19 protein-coding genes are annotated in these 19,944 nt (G+C 64.9%); 7 read left to right on the forward strand and 12 right to left on the reverse strand.

The genetic code is table 11. From position 1 onward, the window contains the following. Window positions 1-67 precede the first annotated feature (67 nt). Window positions 68-319, reverse strand: coding sequence for a CsbD family protein (locus tag ABV408_RS13495; protein WP_353979444.1), 252 nt, complete (start codon window positions 317-319; stop codon window positions 68-70). Between the two features lie 164 nt (window positions 320-483). On the opposite strand from ABV408_RS13495, the gene ABV408_RS13500 reads away from it, so the two are divergent. The 5 genes from ABV408_RS13500 (at window position 484) to ABV408_RS13520 (ending at window position 4,795) form a co-directional block, all read left to right on the forward strand. Beyond that, window positions 484-849: a helix-turn-helix transcriptional regulator gene (locus ABV408_RS13500; protein WP_353979445.1), complete on the forward strand. Its 366-nt coding sequence runs from the start codon at window positions 484-486 to the stop codon at window positions 847-849. Between the two features lie 8 nt (window positions 850-857). Further along, complete coding sequence (gene arsC / locus ABV408_RS13505) at window positions 858-1,289, forward strand: arsenate reductase (glutaredoxin) (RefSeq protein ID WP_353979446.1); 432 nt, start codon at window positions 858-860, stop codon at window positions 1,287-1,289. 5 nt (window positions 1,290-1,294) lie between these two features. Then, on the forward strand, window positions 1,295-2,017 hold the full coding sequence (arsH, locus tag ABV408_RS13510; RefSeq protein WP_353979447.1) for an arsenical resistance protein ArsH: 723 nt from the start codon (window positions 1,295-1,297) through the stop codon (window positions 2,015-2,017). Between the two features lie 87 nt (window positions 2,018-2,104). After that, window positions 2,105-3,412: an arsenic transporter gene (locus tag ABV408_RS13515; RefSeq protein ID WP_353979448.1), complete on the forward strand. Its 1,308-nt coding sequence runs from the start codon at window positions 2,105-2,107 to the stop codon at window positions 3,410-3,412. Between the two features lie 366 nt (window positions 3,413-3,778). Then, window positions 3,779-4,795, forward strand: coding sequence for a DMT family transporter (locus ABV408_RS13520; RefSeq protein ID WP_353979449.1), 1,017 nt, complete (start codon window positions 3,779-3,781; stop codon window positions 4,793-4,795). Here the strand turns inward: ABV408_RS13520 and ABV408_RS13525 are convergent. The 9 genes from ABV408_RS13525 to fabV form a co-directional block, all read right to left on the reverse strand. Further along, complete coding sequence (locus ABV408_RS13525) at window positions 4,753-5,559, reverse strand: class I SAM-dependent methyltransferase (RefSeq protein ID WP_353979450.1); 807 nt, start codon at window positions 5,557-5,559, stop codon at window positions 4,753-4,755. The genes ABV408_RS13520 and ABV408_RS13525 overlap by 43 nt on opposite strands. After that, entirely contained in the window at window positions 5,547-6,344 is a 798-nt protein-coding gene (locus tag ABV408_RS13530; RefSeq protein ID WP_353979451.1) for an undecaprenyl-diphosphate phosphatase, read from the reverse strand. Before ABV408_RS13530 ends, ABV408_RS13525 begins: the two co-directional genes overlap by 13 nt. 192 nt (window positions 6,345-6,536) lie before the next feature. Further along, window positions 6,537-7,226, reverse strand: coding sequence for a tRNA (adenosine(37)-N6)-threonylcarbamoyltransferase complex dimerization subunit type 1 TsaB (gene tsaB / locus ABV408_RS13535; RefSeq protein ID WP_353979452.1), 690 nt, complete (start codon window positions 7,224-7,226; stop codon window positions 6,537-6,539). A 96-nt stretch (window positions 7,227-7,322) separates the two neighbouring features. Then, window positions 7,323-7,979 carry an adenylate kinase gene (gene adk, locus ABV408_RS13540; RefSeq protein ID WP_353979453.1) on the reverse strand — a complete coding sequence of 219 codons (657 nt, stop codon included), beginning with the start codon at window positions 7,977-7,979 and terminating at the stop codon, window positions 7,323-7,325. Between the two features lie 353 nt (window positions 7,980-8,332). Beyond that, on the reverse strand, window positions 8,333-10,429 hold the full coding sequence (gene aceF, locus ABV408_RS13545; protein ID WP_353979454.1) for a pyruvate dehydrogenase complex dihydrolipoyllysine-residue acetyltransferase: 2,097 nt from the start codon (window positions 10,427-10,429) through the stop codon (window positions 8,333-8,335). Window positions 10,430-10,535: 106 nt separating this feature from the next. After that, window positions 10,536-13,226, reverse strand: coding sequence for a pyruvate dehydrogenase (acetyl-transferring), homodimeric type (gene aceE, locus ABV408_RS13550; RefSeq protein ID WP_353979455.1), 2,691 nt, complete (start codon window positions 13,224-13,226; stop codon window positions 10,536-10,538). Between the two features lie 456 nt (window positions 13,227-13,682). Then, entirely contained in the window at window positions 13,683-14,255 is a 573-nt protein-coding gene (gene ampD / locus ABV408_RS13555) for a 1,6-anhydro-N-acetylmuramyl-L-alanine amidase AmpD (protein WP_405049915.1), read from the reverse strand. After that, window positions 14,252-15,253 (reverse strand): GlxA family transcriptional regulator, encoded by a 1,002-nt coding sequence (locus ABV408_RS13560; RefSeq protein ID WP_353979456.1) that lies wholly within the window; start codon window positions 15,251-15,253, stop codon window positions 14,252-14,254. The genes ampD and ABV408_RS13560 overlap by 4 nt, the downstream gene beginning before the upstream one ends. Window positions 15,254-15,318: 65 nt before the next feature. Further along, window positions 15,319-16,518, reverse strand: coding sequence for an enoyl-ACP reductase FabV (gene fabV / locus ABV408_RS13565; protein ID WP_353979457.1), 1,200 nt, complete (start codon window positions 16,516-16,518; stop codon window positions 15,319-15,321). A 330-nt stretch (window positions 16,519-16,848) separates the two neighbouring features. Here fabV and ABV408_RS13570 point away from each other — a divergent pair, with 330 nt between their 5' ends. Continuing rightward, entirely contained in the window at window positions 16,849-17,253 is a 405-nt protein-coding gene (locus ABV408_RS13570) for a hypothetical protein (RefSeq protein ID WP_285950164.1), read from the forward strand. A 32-nt stretch (window positions 17,254-17,285) separates the two neighbouring features. On the opposite strand, the gene ABV408_RS13575 is transcribed toward ABV408_RS13570, so the two are convergent. Beyond that, window positions 17,286-17,780, reverse strand: coding sequence for a glutathione peroxidase (locus ABV408_RS13575; protein ID WP_353979458.1), 495 nt, complete (start codon window positions 17,778-17,780; stop codon window positions 17,286-17,288). 96 nt (window positions 17,781-17,876) lie between these two features. Then, on the reverse strand, window positions 17,877-18,383 hold the full coding sequence (locus ABV408_RS13580; protein ID WP_353979459.1) for an NUDIX domain-containing protein: 507 nt from the start codon (window positions 18,381-18,383) through the stop codon (window positions 17,877-17,879). Between the two features lie 457 nt (window positions 18,384-18,840). Between ABV408_RS13580 and ABV408_RS13585 the strand changes: the two genes are divergently transcribed. Beyond that, window positions 18,841-19,908 carry a GGDEF domain-containing protein gene (locus tag ABV408_RS13585; protein WP_353979460.1) on the forward strand — a complete coding sequence of 356 codons (1,068 nt, stop codon included), beginning with the start codon at window positions 18,841-18,843 and terminating at the stop codon, window positions 19,906-19,908. Window positions 19,909-19,944 lie beyond the last annotated feature (36 nt).

A 19,944-nucleotide genomic window follows, 5' to 3' on the forward strand; every position in this document is an offset into this window, starting at 1 on the left:
GACGATGAAAGCCCCGGGCTGAGCCGGGGCTTTCGTCGTCAGGGAGCGGGTAGCGCACTCGGACGTATCAGCGGCGTCCGAGTAGGATACCCAGGAACACCCCGACGCCACCGGCGATCGCCAGCGCGCTGATCGGATTCTTGACCGTCGCCTCGCGCACGCTGTCGAGCTTCTCGCCGTAGTTGGCCTGCAGCTTGCCCGCAGCGTGGCGCGCACGGCCCTCGTCGCGCAGCTCTTCGTCCTCGGTGAACCGGCCCACGGCTTCCTGCGCCTGGCCCTTGAGGGACTCCGTGCGTCCTTTCATCTGCTCTTCGTACATGCGACCTCCTTGATCGTATAGGGCGCTGGGCGGGTTGCCGCCCAGACAGCTTCTTGAGCGTAGTTCGCTCATACAGGTCACACAAAGGTCATACCGCTCTCACTCTCGCCGAAAGGCCATCGTGGTGATTGCCGCCTCGACCTTATGTCGATATTCTTGGATATATGGACACTAATGACGCTCTCGACGCCTTCGCCGCGCTGTCGCAGCCAACCCGGTTGGCGGCCTTTCGCCTGCTGACCCGGCACGAACCCGACGGCCTCGCCGCCGGCGAGGTGGCGCGCCACCTCGACGTGCCGCACAACACGATGTCGGCGCATCTGGCGGTGCTCAGCCGCGCCGGCCTGATTCATGCCCAGCGTCAGAGCCGCTCGATGATCTACCGCGCCGACCTCGCCGCCGTCGGCGCCCTGGCCGCGTTCCTGGTCAGCGACTGCTGCCAAGGCAGCCCCGAGGTCTGCGCGCCACTGGATAGCCTGCTCGGCGGCTGTGCCAGCGCCGCAGCCAGCCCATCGACCGATCCGTCATGAGAGACACCATGAACCCCGTGATCTATCACAATCCCGACTGCGGTACCTCGCGTAACGCCCTGGCGATGATCGAAGCCTCAGGGGAGACGCCCCAGGTGATCCACTATCTCGAGACCCCACCGGATCGCGCCCAACTGGTGGCCCTGTTGGCAGCCACGGGGCTGTCGCCGCGCGAGCTGCTGCGACGCAAGGGCACCCCCTACGACACACTCGGCCTGGACGACCCGACCCTCGACGACGAAACACTGATCACGACGATGCTCGCCCATCCCATTCTGATCAACCGCCCGGTCGTGGTCACCGCCAAGGGCGCTGCGCTGTGCCGTCCCTCGGAGGTCGTGCTGTCGCTGCTGGATCATCCGATCGCCACCTTCACCAAGGAAGATGGCGAGGTCGTGCACTCGACACCGAAGTCCAGCCATCCGCCCGCCGCTGAGTAGCCGCCATGCCTGCGTCATTCGACACCCTGCCCCAGCTCGATCCCGCCGCCTTCGCACCCATCGATGGCGAGGCCCTGGCGGGAGAGGCGGGGCCCCATCATCCGCCGCGCATCCTGGTGCTCTATGGCTCGCTGCGCGAGCGCGCTTATTCGCGCCTGGTGGCCGAAGAAGCGGGCCGGCTGCTGCAAGCCTTCGGCTGCGAGGTGGCCACCTTCGACCCGCGCGACCTGCCGCTGCCGGATGCCGCGGCGCCGGAGCACCCGCGGGTCGCGGCGCTACGCGAGCTGGCCACCTGGGCCGAAGGCATGGTGTGGGTGAGCCCGGAACGCCACGGCGCCATGACCGCGGTGATGAAGGCACAGATCGACTGGCTGCCGCTGTCGCTGGGCGGCATCCGCCCCACCCAGGGCAAGACATTGGCGGTCATGCAGGTCTGCGGCGGTAGCCAGAGCTTCAACGCGGTCAATCAGATGCGTATTCTTGGCCGCTGGATGCGCATGCTGACCATCCCCAACCAGTCATCGGTGCCCAAGGCGTTCAACGAGTTCGATGACGCTGGCCGCATGCGCGCCTCGCCCTACTACCAGCGCATCGTCGACGTCTGCGAGGAGCTGGTGAAGTTCACCTGGCTGACCCGCGGGCGTGCGGCCTATCTGACCGACCGCTACTCGGAGCGCGTGGAGAGCGCCGCCCAGCTCTCCGCCCGGGTCAATCAGCGCGATCTGTGATCGCATTCCCTAATCGATTATCGGGTGCCCGTGCCGGGCGGTGTCTCGCGGCGCCCGGCTCCCGCCCCCTTCGTGGAGAGTCTTGGCATGCTGGCGCTGGCCATCTTCGTCGTCACCCTGATCCTGGTGATCTGGCAACCCCGCGGCCTGGGTATCGGCTGGAGCGCCGTCGGCGGCGCCGTGCTCGCGCTGGCGACCGGTGTCGTCCAGCCAGGCGATATCGGCACGGTCTGGGATATCGTCTGGGACGCTACCTTTACCTTCGTCGGCCTGATCGTCATCTCGCTGATCCTCGACGAGGCCGGTTTCTTCGCCTGGGCGGCGCTGCACGTGGCACGCTGGGGCAATGGCCGCGGCCACTGGCTGTTCCCGCTGGTGGTGGTGCTCGGCGCGGTGATCTCGGCGTTCTTCGCCAACGACGGTGCGGCGCTGCTGCTGACACCGATCGTGCTGGCGATTCTGCTGCGCCTGGAGTTCTCGCCCCAGGCGGCACTGGCGTTCATCATCGCCACCGGCTTCGTCGCCGACTCCACCAGCCTGCCGCTGGTGATCTCCAACTTGGTCAACATCGTCAGCGCCAACTTCTTCGGCATCTCGTTCTCGCGCTACGCCGTTGTCATGCTGCCGGTCAATCTGGTCTCGCTGCTGGCGACCCTGGCAGTGCTGTGGCTCACCTTCGGTCGCCGGGTGCCCAAGCGCTACGCGCTGGAGAAGCTGGACCCACCACACACCGCGATCCGTGATCCGCTGGTGTTCCGCGCCGCCTTTCCGCTGCTGATCACGCTGCTGGTGGCCTACTTCGTCACCGCCGCCTGGCACGTGCCGGTGGCCTTCGTCACCGGCGCGGCGGCGCTGTCGCTGATCGTCATCGCCGGGCGCTGGTGGCAGGCAGGCCGCGGCGCGGTGGTCTCGGTCGGCCACGCCCTGCGCCACGCGCCGTGGCAGATCGTGTGGTTTTCGGTGGGCATGTATCTGGTGGTCTACGGTCTCGGCCACGCCGGGCTCACGCCGCTGGCCGCCGGCGTGCTCGAGTGGCTGGGCCAGCACGGCCCGCTGGTGGCCACCGTCGGCACCGGCTTCTTCAGCGCCCTGCTCGCCTCGGTAATGAACAACCTGCCTTCGACCCTGGTCGGGGCGCTGGCGATCCACCAGGCCGACGTGCCGGCGGTGACCCGCGAGCTGATGATCTATGCCAATGTGATCGGCAACGACCTGGGGCCCAAGTTCACCCCGATCGGCAGCCTGGCGACCCTGCTGTGGCTGCACGTGCTGGCCAAGAAGGGCTATCGCATCGGCTGGGGTCGCTACATGAAGATCGGGCTGCTGATCACACCGCCGGTACTGCTGGCCACGTTGGTCGCGCTGGCGCTGTGGCTACCGCTGATCGCCCCCTGAGAGGGTGTTTACAAATTCGACGAGCGAAGGCAAGACAAGGCGAAATCGGCCGAAAAAAGGACCGGGCTGGCGTTCCAGTTTACTTGGAGTAAATGAGTATATGACTCGCTCCGCTCGCCCTTCGGGCCGTCCTACGGACGTTCTGAACGTTGTTCAGTGAGGTGGATTTCAACGCCGTATTGCCGAGCGCAGGCATTTTGTAAACACCCTCTGAGCGAAGTGAGGCTTACTGCCGTGGCCACACGCACGTAGCGAACACCGCCGCCGCAAATGGCCAGGCGATGCTACCGAACGGGCGTAGACTGCTGACTGTCAGCGCGCCTCGGCCCCGGGCGCGCACCTGGAAGAGATGCCTGGAGGAGCCCCATGCCATTGCCCGCCGTACTGCGCCTGATTTTTCTCTCCTCGTTATGGGGTGCCAGCTTTCTGTTCATGCGCATTGCCACGCCGGCGCTGGGGGTCTTTCCCACCGCCTTCTTTCGCGTCTTCTTCGGTGCTCTCGGCCTGATCGCGGTACTACTGGTATGGCGCGTGCGCTGGCGCTTCGACGGCAAGTTCGTCACCACCCTGGTGATCGGCATGATCAACTCGGGGCTGCCGTTTGCGCTTTTCTGCGTCGCCGCGCGCTTCATCCCGGCGGGCTACTCGGCGCTGCTCAACGCCTCCACGCCGCTGATGGGTGTACTCATCGGCGCCGCCTGCTTTTCCGAGCGGCTGACCCGCGAGCGCTTGGGCGGCGTGGTGGTCGGCATGATGGGGGTGGCGGTACTGGTGGTCAGCGGGCCGGTGGCGCTGAGCAGCGGTCTGATGATCGGCGCCCTGGCCTGCCTTGGGGCGGCGGCCTGCTACGGCATCAGCGGCTTTCTGGTGGGGCGCTGGATCGCCCAGCGTGGCGGCCTCGACTCACGTCTGATCGCGCTCGGCTCGCAGCTCGGCGCGACGCTGCTACTGGCGCCGTTGATGCTGGGCCAGGTGACGCTGCAGCCCACGGCGGGAGAGTGGCACGATGTCCACGTCTGGCTGGCGCTGCTGGCACTGGGGCTGGCCTGCACGTCGCTGGCCTATCTGCTCTACTTCCGTCTGGTCGAGGAGCTGGGCCCGATCAAACCGCTGACGGTGACGCTACTGGTGCCGCTGTTCGGCGTGCTGTGGGGCGCGCTGTTTCTCGACGAGCAGGTGACCTGGGCCCACGCCGCCGGCGGCGCGCTGATCGCGCTGGCGCTGTGGCTGATTCTATTCAAGCGCCCAGCAGGCCGGGGAGAGACCCTGGAGCAGCCGTCAGCAGGCAAACCAGCGACGACGGGCACGACAGCAGGGGCGACAGCGGCCACGGCAGTGGCTCAGGGCGAGGCGGCATCCGTGCGCAGCGAGCGACGCACGTAGAGATCGTAGCGGCTGGTCTTGCCCTCGATCACGTGCTGAGGCGCCGGGCCAGCGATGGGCGGCGCCTTGCGCGGGCGCTTGACCACCACCCGGTGGGTGGCGAGATCCAACGCCGCTGCCAGCAGCTGCGGGGCGTCGTCATCGGCGCCAGCCAGCTCGCGGAACAGCCGCATCTCTCTCTTGACCAGCGCGGACTTCTCCCGATGGGGGAACATCGGGTCGAGATGGATCACCTGCGGCGCGTGCGGCCAGTCGGCGATGGCATCCGCCAGCGCCGTGGTGCCATCGGCATGGCGCAGCGCCAGTCGTGCCGCGATCTCGCCGAGTTCGTCGGCAACCGCCAGCCGCGCGAGGGCGTCGTCGAGCAGCGCATGGATCGCGGCCACGCGCTCGACCATCAGCACCTGGGCGCCCAGCGAGGCGAGCACGAAGGCGTCACGCCCGAGTCCGGCGGTGGCATCCACCACCTGGGGTAGCACGCCCTTGCCGAAGCCGCACGCCTTGGCCACCAGCTGGCCGCGGCCGCCGCCGAAGCGGCGCCGATGGTCGGCAGCGCCGCTGACGAAGTCCGCACGCACAGGGTGGCCGTAGAGCGCCGGATCACCGGCGATCTCCAGCCCCGCCGGGCCCTGGCGCAGGGCCAGACCCTCGGCTGGCGGCTCGGCGCGCCACGTCAGCCCATAGCGAGCCGCCAGCGGGCGCAGCGGCTCGCCTACCACGACCACCGCCTCATCCACCGGCAGAGCGCCGCTCAGGTCGCCCATACGAACAGCACCACGCCGAGTAGCAGACGGTAGATCACGAACGGCAGCATGCCGATGCGGTCGAGCGCAGCCAGGAACAGCTTGATGCAGAGCCAGGCGGCGACGAAGGAGAAGCCCACGCCAAGGGCGATCTCGTGCCACTGGGTGGCGGTACCCGACTGCGCCAGCTCGACCCCCTTGAGGGTACCGGCGGCCAGGATCAGCGGAATCGAGAGCAGAAACGAGAAGCGTGCCGCCGCCTGCCGGGTGAAGCCGAGCATGAGCGCGGCGGTCATGGTGATGCCCGAGCGTGAGGTGCCGGGAATCAGCGCCGCCGCCTGGGCCAGGCCGATCAGCAGCGCGCGCTTTAAGGTCATCGCGCCCAGCGGCTCGACCCGGCTGCCGCGAGCGTCGGCGATGCCCAGCAGCACGCCGAAGACGATCGTGGTGGTGGCGATCACCAGCACCGAGCGCCCGGCGGATTCGACCCAGTCGTCGACCAGCAGGCCGAACACCACTGCCGGGAGCGTGGCGACGATGATCGCCCAGCCCAGTCGGCTCTCGGGGCTCGGCCCACGCGCGCCGAACTGCCCGAACCAGGCGCAAAGAATCTTGATCACCTCGTGGCGGAAGGCCACCAGCACCGCGCCCAGCGAGCCGATGTGCACGGCGACATCGAATGCCAGCCCCTGATCCGGCCAGCCGAGCAACTGCGACGGCAGGATCAGATGGGCAGAGGAAGAGATCGGAAGGAATTCGGTCAGGCCCTGGATCAGCGCCAGCGCCGCGAGATGCAACACGTCCATGATGAAGCGTTTCCTTGCAGAGGGGGCCAGCCGCCCCGGGATAAGCGTGGAATGGCCACTGCCGCCGCGAGTCACACTGCCCTGCCGGACTCAGCCCTTCCTGGGCTGCCTATCGCGAGTCGCGGAGCTTGGTCCAGACAGCGTTCAGGACTGTCTGACAAGCGGGCGAGCGCCGTCCTTTCTAAACCATACCTAAGCCTTGCGCCATGCCACCTCATTGCGCAGATAGACCGGCGTCACCGCATGCGGCGGTGCGCCACGCTCGCCGCGCGCCCAAGCGGCGGCGGCGAGACGCGCAATGTCTTCGGCCGCCGGCAGCTCGTCAGGCAGAGTCTGGGGCAGCACGGCCTGTATCTCCACCGGCATGCGTGCCAGCAGTTGCCAGCCGCTACCGATGCCCAGCCATTCGCGATCACCGCTCTCCGCCGGCAACCGCAGCCGCTCGGGGGCGATCACGCGCTCCTCGAGGCAGGGCGTCAGCTCGCCGTCGGCACAGCGATAGGCGCCAACGTAGATCTCGTCCATGCGCGCATCCAGCGCCGCGATCACATGGCGCGCATGCCACTTGCGGTGTGCCGCCAGCGCCAGCGCCTCGAGGGTGGAGACCCCCATCAGCGGCAGCTCGGCGCCGTAGGCAAGACCCTGGGCGATACCCGCAGCGATGCGCAGCCCGGTGAACGAACCGGGACCATGACCATAGGCAATGGCATCCAGCGCGGTGAGAGCGAGATCCGCCTCGGCGAGGAGTTCGTCGACCATCGGCAGCAGCCGGCGGGTATGTTCGCGCGGGGCGATTTCAAAACGATGAATCAGGTCGTCGTCCCGCCAGAGCGCGCAGGAGCAGGCGGTCGAGGAGGCGTCTAGGGCCAGCAGCGTCGACATCGGTTTCCCGGGGTGACTACAAAAGGAGGGGCGAGTATAGCGTGTGACAGGCGTGGCGACGACCGCCCCGCCGACTGGCGGGACGGTCGCACGGTCTCAGCCCTCGAGGGCGGAGAGCACGCGGGAGCGGATATCGTCGACGCTGCCGACACCGGCGATACGGTGGTAGGCCGGCGCCGCTTCGGGGTCTTCGGCGGCCCACTCCTGGTAGTAGCCGACCAGCGGCGCGGTCTGATCGTGATAGACCGAGAGACGATGACGCACGGTCTTCTCGGTATCGTCGTCACGCTGGATCAGCGGCTCGCCGGTGACGTCGTCCTTGCCCGGCTCGCGCGGCGGCTTGTACTCGAGGTGGTAGACACGCCCGGAATCCGGGTGGACGCGGCGACCGGCCAGACGCTTGACGATCTCTTCGTCGTCGACCGCGATCTCGACCACGTGGTCCAGCTTGATGCCGGCATCCTTCATGGCGTCGGCCTGCGGCAGGGTGCGCGGAAAACCGTCGAACAGGAAGCCGTTGGCGCAATCCGGCTGCGCGATGCGCTCCTTGACCAGGGCGATGATCAGATCGTCCGACACCAGCGAGCCGCTGTTCATGGTCTCCTTGACCTTGATCCCCAGTTCGCTGCCTTCCTTGACGGCGGCACGCAGCATATCGCCGGTGGAAATCTGCGGGATATGGAAGTGCTCGCAGATGAACTGAGCTTGGGTGCCCTTGCCAGCGCCAGGGGCGCCCAAGAGGATCAAACGCATCGATACAGCTCCTTCGTGAATGGCATCGTTCTTATGTGACCTCACGGCCGCCCGAGGCGACGCCGGTAACATCGTCAGTGGCACATGACGATACCTTTCGCCACTCGGGCGCACAAGGCTCGGTTGGGCGCAGAGCGGGCCCGAGGTGAGAAATCGTGGGGGATAGGGGCGTGAAAGCGCCGATGGCGCTCTGTAAAACCGCCACAAAAAATGCCGATGGCTACTTACAGAACGCCGATGACCATTTACAAAAAACGCTGATGGCTCTTCATGAAAAACGCCGATGGCTCTTCACAAAAAACGCCGATGGCTCCCGCAGAAGCCATCGGCGCTGGTACTGCCGAACCGCGCGCTTAGACCAGCATGCGGCGGATGTCGGTGAGCACCTGGGCCAGATAGGCGGTGAAGCGCGCCGCATCGGCACCGTTGACCGCCCGGTGATCGTAGGAGAGCGACAGCGGGCACATCAGCCGCGGCTTGAACTCCGAACCGTTCCAGACCGGTTTCATCTGCGACTTGGAGACCCCCAGAATCGCCACTTCCGGCGTGTTGACGATCGGCGTGAAGGCAGTACCGCCGATCGAGCCCAGGCTGGAGATGGTGAAACAGCCACCCTGCATCTCGTCGCGCTTGAGCTTGCCCTCCTGGGCGCGCCCGGCGAGGTCGATCACCTCCTTGGCCAGCTCGATGATGCCCTTCTGATCCACATTGCGGATCACCGGCACCATCAGGCCGTTGGGGGTGTCCACCGCCACGCCGATGTGGAAATACTTCTTCTGGATGAGCTTGTCGCCATCCGGATGCAGCGAGACGTTGAACTGCGGGAATTTCTCCAGCGCCTTGGCCGCAGCCTTGATCATGAACGGCAGCGGCGTGAGCTTGGCGCCCTGCTGCTGTGCCTCGTCCTTCATCGCCTTGCGGAAGGCTTCCAGCTCGGTGATGTCCGCCTCGTCGAACTGGGTGACGTGGGGCACGTTGAGCCAGCTGCGATGCAGGTTGGTCGCCCCGGCCTTCATCAGGCGGCCCATCGGCTTCTCTTCGATCTCGCCGAACTGGCTGAAGTCGACCGCCGGTACCGGCGGGATACCGGCGCCGCCGCTGGCCGCGGGCGCTGCCGCCTGCCCACCACCCTGCTTGCGTGCCTGCATCACCTGCTTGACGAAGCCGTCGACGTCATCCTTGAGGATGCGCCCCTTGGGACCGGAGCCCTTGACTTCGTTCAGCTCGACGCCCAGCTCGCGGGCCATCTTGCGCACCGCGGGCCCGGCATGCACATGGGCACCGGCGCTCTTGTCATCGCCGTGCTTGTGACGCGCTTCCGGGCTCGGCTCGCCGCTCTGCTGCTTCTGCGCACGCGAATCGGTGGCTGCCTTGGCATCGTCTTTCTTGGCCGCCGGCGCCTTCGACCCGGCCTTGTCCTTGTCACCACCGGACTTGGCGGCTTTCTTCTTGCCACCCGACTGGCCGGCGACTTCGACGTAGCCGATCAGGTCGCCCTCGGAGACGCTATCGCCCTCCTTGACCGCCAGCTCGACCACTTTGCCCTTGACCGGGCTGGGCACGTCCATGGAGGCCTTGTCGGACTCCAGGGTGATCAGGGTGTCTTCCTTGTCGATCTCATCGCCTTCGCTGATCGCGACTTCGATGATCTCGACGCCTTCGCTGCCGCCGATATCCGGCACGCGAATCTCCTGACGACCGCCTGCGCTGTCGTCGGTGCCTTCGTCGTCACCGTCTTCGTCGGCGCTATCGTCTTCAGCATCGGTGCTGTCGTCGGTACTTGGCGCTTCGGCATCGTCCGCCGCGGGCGCGTCGTCTTCGGCGTCGTCGTCGCCCTCACCGGCGATCTCCATGGTGCCGATCAGGTCACCTTCGGAGACGCTGTCGCCCTCCTTGATCGAGAGCGAGACGATCTTGCCGCTGTAGGGGCTGGGCACGTCCATGGAGGCCTTGTCGGACTCCAGGGTGATCAGCGTGTCTTCGGCGCTGATCTCGTCGCCCTCGCTCACCGCGACTTCGATGATCTCGACGCCGTCGCCGCCGCCGATATCCGGCACCTTGACCTCGACGGTGCGCTTGCCGCCGCCGGACTTCTTCTTCGGCGCCGCTTCGCTGGCGGAGGCGTGCTCGGACTCAGCGTCCTGGCTCTCTTCCTGGGCGTCATCCGCTTCGGCGTCACTCTCGTCCTGCTCGGCGTCGGCGTCACCCTCGCCTTCCGCTTCGAGTTCGAGGATGTCGTCGCCTTCGGAGACGGTGTCGCCCTCCTTCACCAGCACCTTGACGACCTTGCCGGCCTTGGGTGCCGGCACGTCCATCGAGGCCTTGTCGGACTCCAGCACGATCATGGTGTCTTCGGCGGCGATGACGTCGCCCGCCTGCACCGAGATCTCGATGATTTCGACACCGTCGCTACCGCCGATGTCGGGAACTTTGATGATTTCGCTACTCAAGGTCGCGCTCCTCTGATCATCCGCCAGCGCGTCATGCACACGCGCCGGCTCAACTGGCCGCGGTCACCGCCCCTGGAGGCGGCGACCCTGCGATGGAAACTGCCGATCAAGACACCAGCGGGCTGGGCTTGGCCGGATCGAGGCCATATTTCTTCATCGCGTCGTTGACGACCTTGCCGTCGATCTCACCGCGTTTGGCCAGGGCGCGCAGCGCCTGAACGGTGACGTAGTAGCGGTCGACCTCGAAGAAGTGACGCAGCTGCTCACGCGTATCGGAGCGGCCGAAGCCATCGGTACCCAGGACATGGAAATCGCCCGGCACCCAGGCACGGATCTGGTCGGCGTAGAGCTTCATGTAGTCGGTCGCGGCGATCACCGGGCCTTCGGTGCCTTCGAGCTGCTGCGACACCCACGGCTTCTCGCGCTTCTCGTCGTAGTCGAGGAACTGCTGACGATCGTACTCCAGCGCTTCGCGACGCAGCTCGTTGAAGCTGGTCACGCTCCAGACGTCAGCGACCACGCCATGCTCTTCGGCGAGCATCTCGGCGGCGGCTTCGACTTCGCGCAGGATGGTGCCGCTGCCCAGCAGCTGAACCCGCGGCTGCTTCTTCTTGGCCGCGGCCTTGCCTTCGTGCAGGCGGTACATGCCGCGCACGATGCCCTCTTCGCTGCCTTCCACCATCTCCGGATGCGCGTAGTTCTCGTTCATCACGGTCAGGTAGTAGAAGCAGTTCTCCTTGTCCTGGAACATCCGCTTGAGGCCGTCCTGGACGATCACTGCCACTTCGTGGCCGTAGCAGGGGTCGTAGGCACGGCAGGTGGGCACCGTGGACATCAGGATGTGGCTGTGGCCGTCCTGGTGCTGCAGGCCTTCACCGTTGATGGTGGTACGCCCGGCGGTGCCGCCGACCATGAAGCCGCGCGCCTGCAGGTCACCGGCAGCCCAGATCAGGTCACCGATACGCTGGTAGCCGAACATCGAGTAGTAGATGTAGAACGGCATCAGCGGCAGGTGATGGTTGGCGTAGGCGGTCGCCGCAGCGATCCACGCCGACATCGAGCCGGCTTCGGTGATGCCCTCCTCGAGGATCTGACCCTTCTTGTCCTCGCGGTAGTACATGATCTGGCCGGCATCCATCGGCTCGTACTTCTGGCCTTCGGCGGCGTAGATACCGAGCTGACGGAACATCCCTTCCATGCCGAAGGTGCGCGCTTCGTCGGGGATGATCGGCACCACCCGCGAGCCCAGCTGCTTGTGCTTGACCAGTCCATTGAGCACACGCACGAAGGACATGGTGGTGGAGACTTCGCGGTCGCCCGAGCCCTTGAGCTGGGTGGCGAACATCTTGTCGTCGAGGCCAGGGATTTCCAGCGCCTCGAAGTCCGACTTGCGCGCCGGCAGGAAGCCGCCGAGCTTTTCGCGCTGGAGATGCAGGTACTTCATCTCCGGGCTGTCGTCGTCGGGCTTGTAGTAGGGGATGTCGCCACTCTCGATCTGCTTGTCGGAGATCGGGATGCCGAAGCGATCACGGAACGCCTTGAGCGCGTCGACGTCCATCGACTTGATCTGGTGCGCTTCCATGTCGGCTTCGCCGTGGCCGCCACCCATGCCGTAGCCCTTGACGGTGTGCGCCAGGATCACGGTGGGACGCCCGTTGGCGTTGTTGACCGCCTCGTGGTAGGCCGCGTAGACCTTCTGCGGATCGTGGCCACCGCGGTTGAGACGGAAGACCTCCTCGTCGGAGTAATCCTTGACCATCTCGGCGGTCTCTTCGTACTTGCCGAAGAAGTTGTCGCGGGTGTACTTGCCACCCTGGGCCTTGTAGTTCTGGTACTCGCCGTCGACCGCCTCGTCCATGCGCTTCTGCAGCATGCCCTTGGTGTCTTTCTCGAACAGCGGGTCCCACAGACCGCCCCAGACCACCTTGATGACGTTCCAGCCGGCACCGCGGAACACCCCTTCAAGCTCGTCGATCACGCGCGAGTTGCCGCGTACCGGGCCGTCGAGACGCTGCAGGTTGCAGTTGATGACGAAGATCAGATTGTCGAGCTTCTCGCGGCTGGCCAGATGCAGCGCACCGAGGGATTCCGGCTCGTCACACTCGCCATCGCCGAGGAAGGCCCAGACCTTGCGGTCCTGCATGTCCTCGAGCTCACGCGAGTTGAGATACTTCATCACGTGGGCCTGATAGATCGCCTGGATCGGACCCAGCCCCATGGAGACGGTGGGGAACTGCCAGTAGTCCGGCATCAGGTAGGGGTGCGGATAAGAAGGCAGACCTTCGCCATCGACTTCCTGACGGAAGCTGTCCATCTGCGTCTCGTCGAGACGACCTTCCAGGAAGGAGCGCGCGTAGATGCCAGGCGTCACATGGCCCTGGATGTAGAGCAAGTCACCCTTGTGGTCACCGTTGTCGGCGCGGAAGAAGTGGTTGAAGCCGACTTCGTAGAGGGTCGCACTGGACTGGTAGCTGGCGATATGGCCGCCCAGCCCCTTGTGCTTCTTGTTGGCCCGCAGCACCTGGACCATGGCGTTCCAGCGGATCGCCGAGCGGATCTTGCGCTCGATGAACATGTCGCCGGGGATCTTGGCTTCACGATGCACCGGAATGGTATTGCGGTGCGGCGTGGTGCCGGAGAACGGCGGCGAAGAGCCGTCACGACGCAGGCGATCAGCCAGCCGACTCAGGATGTACCGAGCGCGCTCCTCGCCCTCATGCTCGACGACCGAGGCCAGGGAGTCCAGCCATTCCGTGGTTTCGACCGGATCGAGATCTTCTCGTGTCTCCAGACTCATAGACAACTCTCCGAATGGGAAAAGGTTTGCCATTCGCCCGGCCGTGGCGGGTAGCCGCAGCGGGGCTTGGGAATATGCGCTCTTCGGTGCAGGTGCAGCTCTTTTGGGGCCGCTTTCCGAGATTGTTCGGCTGTAACTGAATTACAGCGGGCGTGCGTGACGCGGAAAATCCGGCGAAGAAGATACCGCAAACGCGCACCGCTGCCAATTCACCGCCACCGTTTCCGCCGTCAAACGCTCGTATAAATCCTTTCTTTACAGACACTTGAGTTTTGAGCCAGCACGATGATCGGTGTCCCGCCAAGCGGTAGTGAATTTACCTCGGGGCAAACCAACGCTGAATTGACACACGCCTCGCCCAGCCCTGGCGCACGCCGCTGACCTCCTCACCATAGCAGCCGGCCAGGGTTTGTCAGAACTGAGGTTGTCAGGCTGGGGACCTCGGGCCTGGAGTTGTCAGGAAAAGACTCGGCCCAGGCAGCGGCGCAGATAGGCCCAGTCGAAGGCCGGCCCGGGGTCGCGTTTGCGCAGCGGCGCGATCTGCGCGTGGCCTACCAGGCGCGCCGGGGTGATTGCCGGATAGTGCTGCATCAGGGTCGAGAGCACCGCGGCCAGGGCGTGGTACTGCGCCGCCCGATAGGGGCGTTCGTCGGTGCCCTCCAGCTCGATACCGATGGCGAAGTCGTTGAGCCCCTCGCGCAGACGGCCCGTCTCGTCACGCCAGCGCGAACGCCCGGCATGCCAGGCGCGGGCATCGAAGGGCACGAACTGCACCAGCTCGCCGTCACGCCGGATCAGCAGATGCGCCGAGACCCGCAGCGCAGCGATGCTGGCGAAGTAAGGGTGCGCCGTGGGTACCAGTGTATTGGTGAACAGCTGTTCGATCGCCGGCCCGCCGAACTCGCCCGGCGGCAGACTGATGCCGTGCACTACCACCGCCGAGACCTCCCCCTCGGGGCGGGCGTTGGCATTGGGCGAAGGCACCCGCCGTGCCTGGGTCAGCCAGTGCTGCTCGAGCGTCAGTGTCATGCGTCGCCCTCCGGATCGCGGGGTACGTGTACCAAGCGCTCATCGCGCGGGCTGATGCCGAAATGGTGGCGATAGCTGGTGGAAAAGTGCGCCCCCGAGGAGAAGCCGTGGGCCAGGGCGATATCGCCCACCGCCTGATCGCTCTCGCGCAGCAGCCGCCGCGCGCGCTGCAGACGCAGGTTGAGATAGTAGCGGCTGGGCACCGCCTGCAGATGCTTCTTGAACAGCCGCTCCAACTGACGCCGGGAGATTCCCAGGTGCGCCGACAGCTCGTGAGTGGTGAGCGGCTCTTCGATATTGGCCTCCATCAGCGCCACCGCGTCGAGCAGGCTCTCGGGGGCGTTGCCCAGCCGCGAGCGCAGCGGCAGCTGCTGGGGCTCGTCGGCCATGCGGATACGCTCGCACACGAAGTGCTCGGAGATGCGCTGGGCCAGCCCCGCGCCCTGCTGCTGCCCGATCAGCGTCATCAACATATCCATTGCCGCGGTACCGCCGCCGCAGGTCAGGCGGTCCCGGTCGATCTCGAACAGCTGATGTGAGACGTGAATCGCGGGAAAGGCGCGGCTGAAGGTGTCGGCGCTGGCGTAGGGGATCGAGGCGCGATAGCCGTCGAGCACCCCGGCGCGGGCCAGCCACTGGGTACCGCCGGCGATACCGCCCAGCATCACGCCGCGCTGGGCCAGCCGCTTGAGCCAGGCGAGCAGGGTGTCGTTGGCATCCCGCGCCACGTCAGCGGCCAGCGGCGGCGCGCACACGAACAGCAGATCGAGATGGCGCGCATCGCTGCCGGCCACGCCCTGGGGCGTCAGCGCCAGCTCGGCCACGCTGGCCACCGGGCGGCCATCAATGCCGAAGGTGGTGACCCCGTAGAGGCGTCGCTCGGCCAGGCCATTGGCGACGATCAGCGGCTCGATGGCGCAGGCCTGGGCCAGCAGCGAAAACCCGGGCAGGAGCACGAACCCCACCTGCCGTGGGGCGTCATGGGCAGGCGTGGTCACGCTGTCGGAACTCTCGGTATCACGCCCGCGAGCCCCCGGCGCCCTGCCCGCTCAGCGCACGCGGATCACATCTGGACGACATCGAACTCGACCATCGGATCGACCTCGGCATCGTAATCGACGTCTTCACGCTCGAAGCCGAACAGCTTGAGAAACTCGTGCTTGTAGCCGGCGTAGTCGGTGAGCTCGAACAGGTTGTCACTGGTGACCTGCGGCCACAGCGCCTTGCACGCGTCCTGGATATCGTCGCGCAGTTCCCAGTCGTCCAGGCGCAGACGCCCGGCCTCGTCGAGCGGCGGCTCGCCGGCGGCGTAGAGGCGCTCGCCGAACAGCCGGTTGAGCTGCTCGATGGTGCCCTCGTGAACGCCCTGCGCCTTCATCACCTTGTAGACCATGGAGATATAGAGCGGCATCACCGGGATCGCGGCGCTGGCCTGGGTCACCACCGACTTGAGCACCGCCACGTTGGCGCTGCCACCCTGCTGGCCGAGGCGCGCGTCGATCTCACTGGCAGCGCGATCGAGATCCTCCTTGGCCTTGCCCAGGGCACCGTGCCAGTAGATCGGCCAGGTGATATCGGTGCCGATATAGCTGAACGCCACCGACTTGGCACCGGGTGCGAGCACGCCGGCCTTGTCCAGGGCATCGATCCACAGCTCCCAATCCTGGCCGCCCATGACGTCGATGGTATCGGCGACTTCCTGCTCGGTAGCTGGCTCCACCGAGGCCTCGATGATGGTGTCCTTGTTGGTGTCGATGGCGGTCGCGGTGTAGGTCTCACCGATCGGCTTGAGGCTCGAGCGCTTGAGTTCACCGCTGTCCGGCATCTTGCGCACCGGCGAAGCGAGGGAGTAGATCACCAGATCGATCTGGCCCATGTCTTCACGGATCAGCTCGATCGCCTTCTCGCGCACTTCGTGGGAGAAGGCGTCGCCATTGATCGCCTTGCTGTAGAGCCCTTCGGCCTTGGCGAACTTGTCGAACGCGGCGGCGTTGTACCAACCCGCAGTCCCCGGCTTCTTCTCGCTGCCGGGCTTTTCGAAGAACACGCCCAGGGTGTCGGCACCGTAGCCGAAGGCGGCGGTGATACGCGCCGCCAGGCCGTAACCGCTGGAGGCACCGATGACCAGCACATTGCGCGGCCCGCCTTCGACGCCATCGAGATTCGCGCGGGTCGCCTCGATCTGTTCGAGCACGTTGCGCTCGCAGCCGAGCGGATGGGTCGTGGTGCAGATGAAACCGCGGACCTTGGGCTTGATGATCACGTCTAACCTCGTCTTTCAGTACCGAATCGGAACGCTGTGGGAGGCTCCCCCCACAGCGATGTTGAGCGCATTCTAACAGGGTGACGAAAACTTGTGCGCAGCCCGCGCAGGCTTGGGAAGCGCAGAATAAATCGCCGAACGAGATGAAGGGCAAGGCGCACGGAACGCAGAAGTCGAGACATAACATGGGGTTAGGCGAGCCTTCGAGTACCGCGCAACGTAGCCATTCGCTCGTGCAGGCATTTATGCGGCGGTTCTCTTGTGTCGGCCTGCCCACTATCCGAAGATGGCGCGCCATATCCCCCGAGCCCCTGCGGCCAGAGAGTCAGCATGAGCGACGAACAGGAAATCGAAACATTGATCGCCCGCCGCGGCGCGCTGTGGCTGGCGCTGTCGGCGCTATGGCTGGAGCGCGAACCGCGCGAGACGGACTTTGCGCGCATGGTGCGCGAGATCGAGGCCAGCGGCCTGACGCTGAAGGAGCTGGAGTGGGTCTATCGGCTGGAGATGTCGCCAGTGATGGTGCGCTATCAAGTGTCGATGGCAGGTGAGTGGCGCGCTTTCGACGAGAACCTGCTGCTCTTGCGCCTGGTCCGCCATAACCGCCGTCTGAGCGGCGCGCGCAAGGCCGTTGCTACCCTCTTTTCCGGGCTTACCACCATGATGAGCCGGCCGCGCTTCGACGAACTGGTCTATCGGTTGATGGTAGAGCGTGGCGAACGCCCACCGACCTGAGCGCCCACCCATCTGGGAGCCTCACGCGAAACTCACGCCGAGAACGGCGTATCCAGCGCTTTCTGGATATCCCGCCGCAGCGAGCGCGGCGAGGCGCGGGGGCCGAAGCGGCGGATGATCTGGCCATCACGGCCGACCAGAAACTTGGTGAAGTTCCACTTGATCGGCGTGCTGCCGAGAAACCCCGGCGCCTGCCGCCTGAGCTGCGTGAACAGCGGATGGGCGTCGCGGCCGTTGACCTTGACCTTCTCCATCAGCGGGAAGGTCACCGAGTAGCGCTGTTCGCAGAAGGCGCCGAACTGGCTGGCCGACTCCGGCGACTGGCGGCCGAACTGGTTGCACGGAAAGGCGAGAATGGTGAAGCCCTGGTCGCGGTACTCGCGATAGAGCTTCTCCAACCCCTCTAACTGGGGCGTGAAACCGCACTGGCTGGCGACGTTGACCACCAGCAGCACCTGGCCGCGCAGCGCGCGCAGATTGAAGGGTTCGCCGGCATGGGTGCGGCAATCTTGCGTGTACAGCGACATGGCGGGCCGCTCATCCTGACCTGGAACGCCGTCGCCGCAAAGCGCGACGGGTTCGTTGAGTATCGAGGCGACAAGGTTGCCACGCCGGGCAGCGCTTCACCAGCCATCCTGATTCAATGCCAGTTCCAGCGCCACACGGGTATCCGGCGTGGCGTGCGCCAGGGCCAGCGCTGCGGAAGGTGTCAGCCAGCTGACCGCTGCCACCTCCTCCGGCTGCAGGCGTAGCGGGCCGGCATAGCGCGCACCGTAAAGACTGCCATAGATGCGCAGGGCGCCATCGACGAAACGGAACTCGCCCAGCGCGACCAGCGGTACCCGCCGAATGCCCAGCTCCTCCTCGAGCTCGCGCCGCGCTGCCGGTAACGCCGCTTCCCCCGCCCCGACCACGCCACCGGCGGCGAGATCGTACCAGCCCGGGTGGGTCTCCTTGATCAGCGTTCGTGTCTGCACGCAGAGCTCGCCGGCCGGATTGCGCACCACGATATAGGTGGCGCGGTGCCAGCACCCCAGGCGCCGCATTGTGACCCGGGAAGCGCTGCCACAGGGGCGGTTGCGGGGATCGACGAGCTGCACCTGCTCGTCGGCGATGATGGTGTCGCTCATGGGATGCTCGTGTTCCATCGGCCAGAAGATGCACGCCAGCTTAGCAGCCTGTATTCACCTCATCGTCTCCTGATTCGTCTCAATGGCTTGCCGCCATGCTTCTGCCAGATCCCCCCTGCCACATTGGTCGGATATCACGCCCACCCACATCACCCGGCGCTATGCTCCAGGGTAAACGCTATCGAATCTGAGGCTTCAGAGGCCGGGCATGATCGACGACACTCCGCGCAACGAGCTGGCCAACCAGCGGGTCGAGAACCAGCCTTGCGCGCCCGCCGCAGACGATCTCAGGGCCAGCAATGCCGCCCTGAGCGGGGCTCGTGCTGCGCGACCTAGACGCCGGTGGGAGGACTTTCCAACCCTGTCATCTTTCGGTATATAATGCGTTTTTCAATCTGCCTTCACGCATCATGACTCGAACAATAAAAAACTAACTCATGAGAAAGGAAGAACCACATTGAACGTAAAAGGCACAAAAGTGGTTGAGTTCCTGCTATCCAAATATCTCAATATTTCCAAATCCAACGACCAGTACCGCCGCCTAGGCTTGATTCTCATCACGATCCTATCCTGCACTGCCGTATCGGCATTTTTCACATTTTACAACCTGGTTATTGACTACTACCCACCTCTTTTTTACGTCGATTTGGCCGGCACGTTACTGGGAGGCGTGTCACTGTATATTTTCCTACGCTTTCGCTGGATCTTACTGGCATCATTTATTTTGATCCTGATGGTGACCGGTGTCTGTTTCATGGTCATGGTAGACAGAAACAATCTTGACTACTCGTTGGCCTGGGCCTTTGTCGCGCCATTGATCAGCATCTTCTTACTCGGCTACCTGTATGGCACGCTGTACAGCCTTCTGTATTTAGCATTTGTCATGTGGCTATCAGGCAGCAACCTAGGCGTTTGGCAGCCTGCGCCCTGGGACAGGGACTCTTTCTCCAACATCATCGCCATTTATCTACTACTTTTCATGCTGTCGTGCTATTACGAAGCCAGCCGTCGCTACGCTCACCAGCTTCTTCAGGAATCCAATGACAAGCTGAGAACCCTGGCATCGACTGACGCCTTGACCGGGCTATTCAATCGTCGCCATATGGAAGATCTGCTTCTGAACTCAGAAAAAAGCTTATTCATCATCATGGCCGACGTGGACAATTTCAAAAACATCAATGATGAATTCGGGCACGCGGTCGGCGACGAAGTCCTCATCAGTCTAGGCAAGATCATGCAGTCTGTTGCAGGTACCGATGGCACCGTAGGACGATGGGGTGGCGAAGAGTTCATCATCGCGATCAATGCCAGCCACGAAAAAGAAGTGATGCGATTCCCACAGCGCTTATTGGAAGCCGTCTCGAGTCATCAGTTTGCTACAGGGCGCCCAGTGACGGTCAGTCTAGGATGCGCATTTCATAACGCCAAAGAGCACCGCGCAACACTACGCAGCGTGGATGAGGCCCTATACAGCGCCAAGACCTCGGGAAAGAATTGTTACAAGCTGGTCAAGTATTCTCCCTGATGAAGATACGAGGCCGTCCGCTTCGGTGCGGCCTCG

Origin of the sequence: Salinicola endophyticus (assembly GCF_040536835.1) — a bacterium.
GTDB lineage: Bacteria > Pseudomonadota > Gammaproteobacteria > Pseudomonadales > Halomonadaceae > Salinicola > Salinicola endophyticus_A.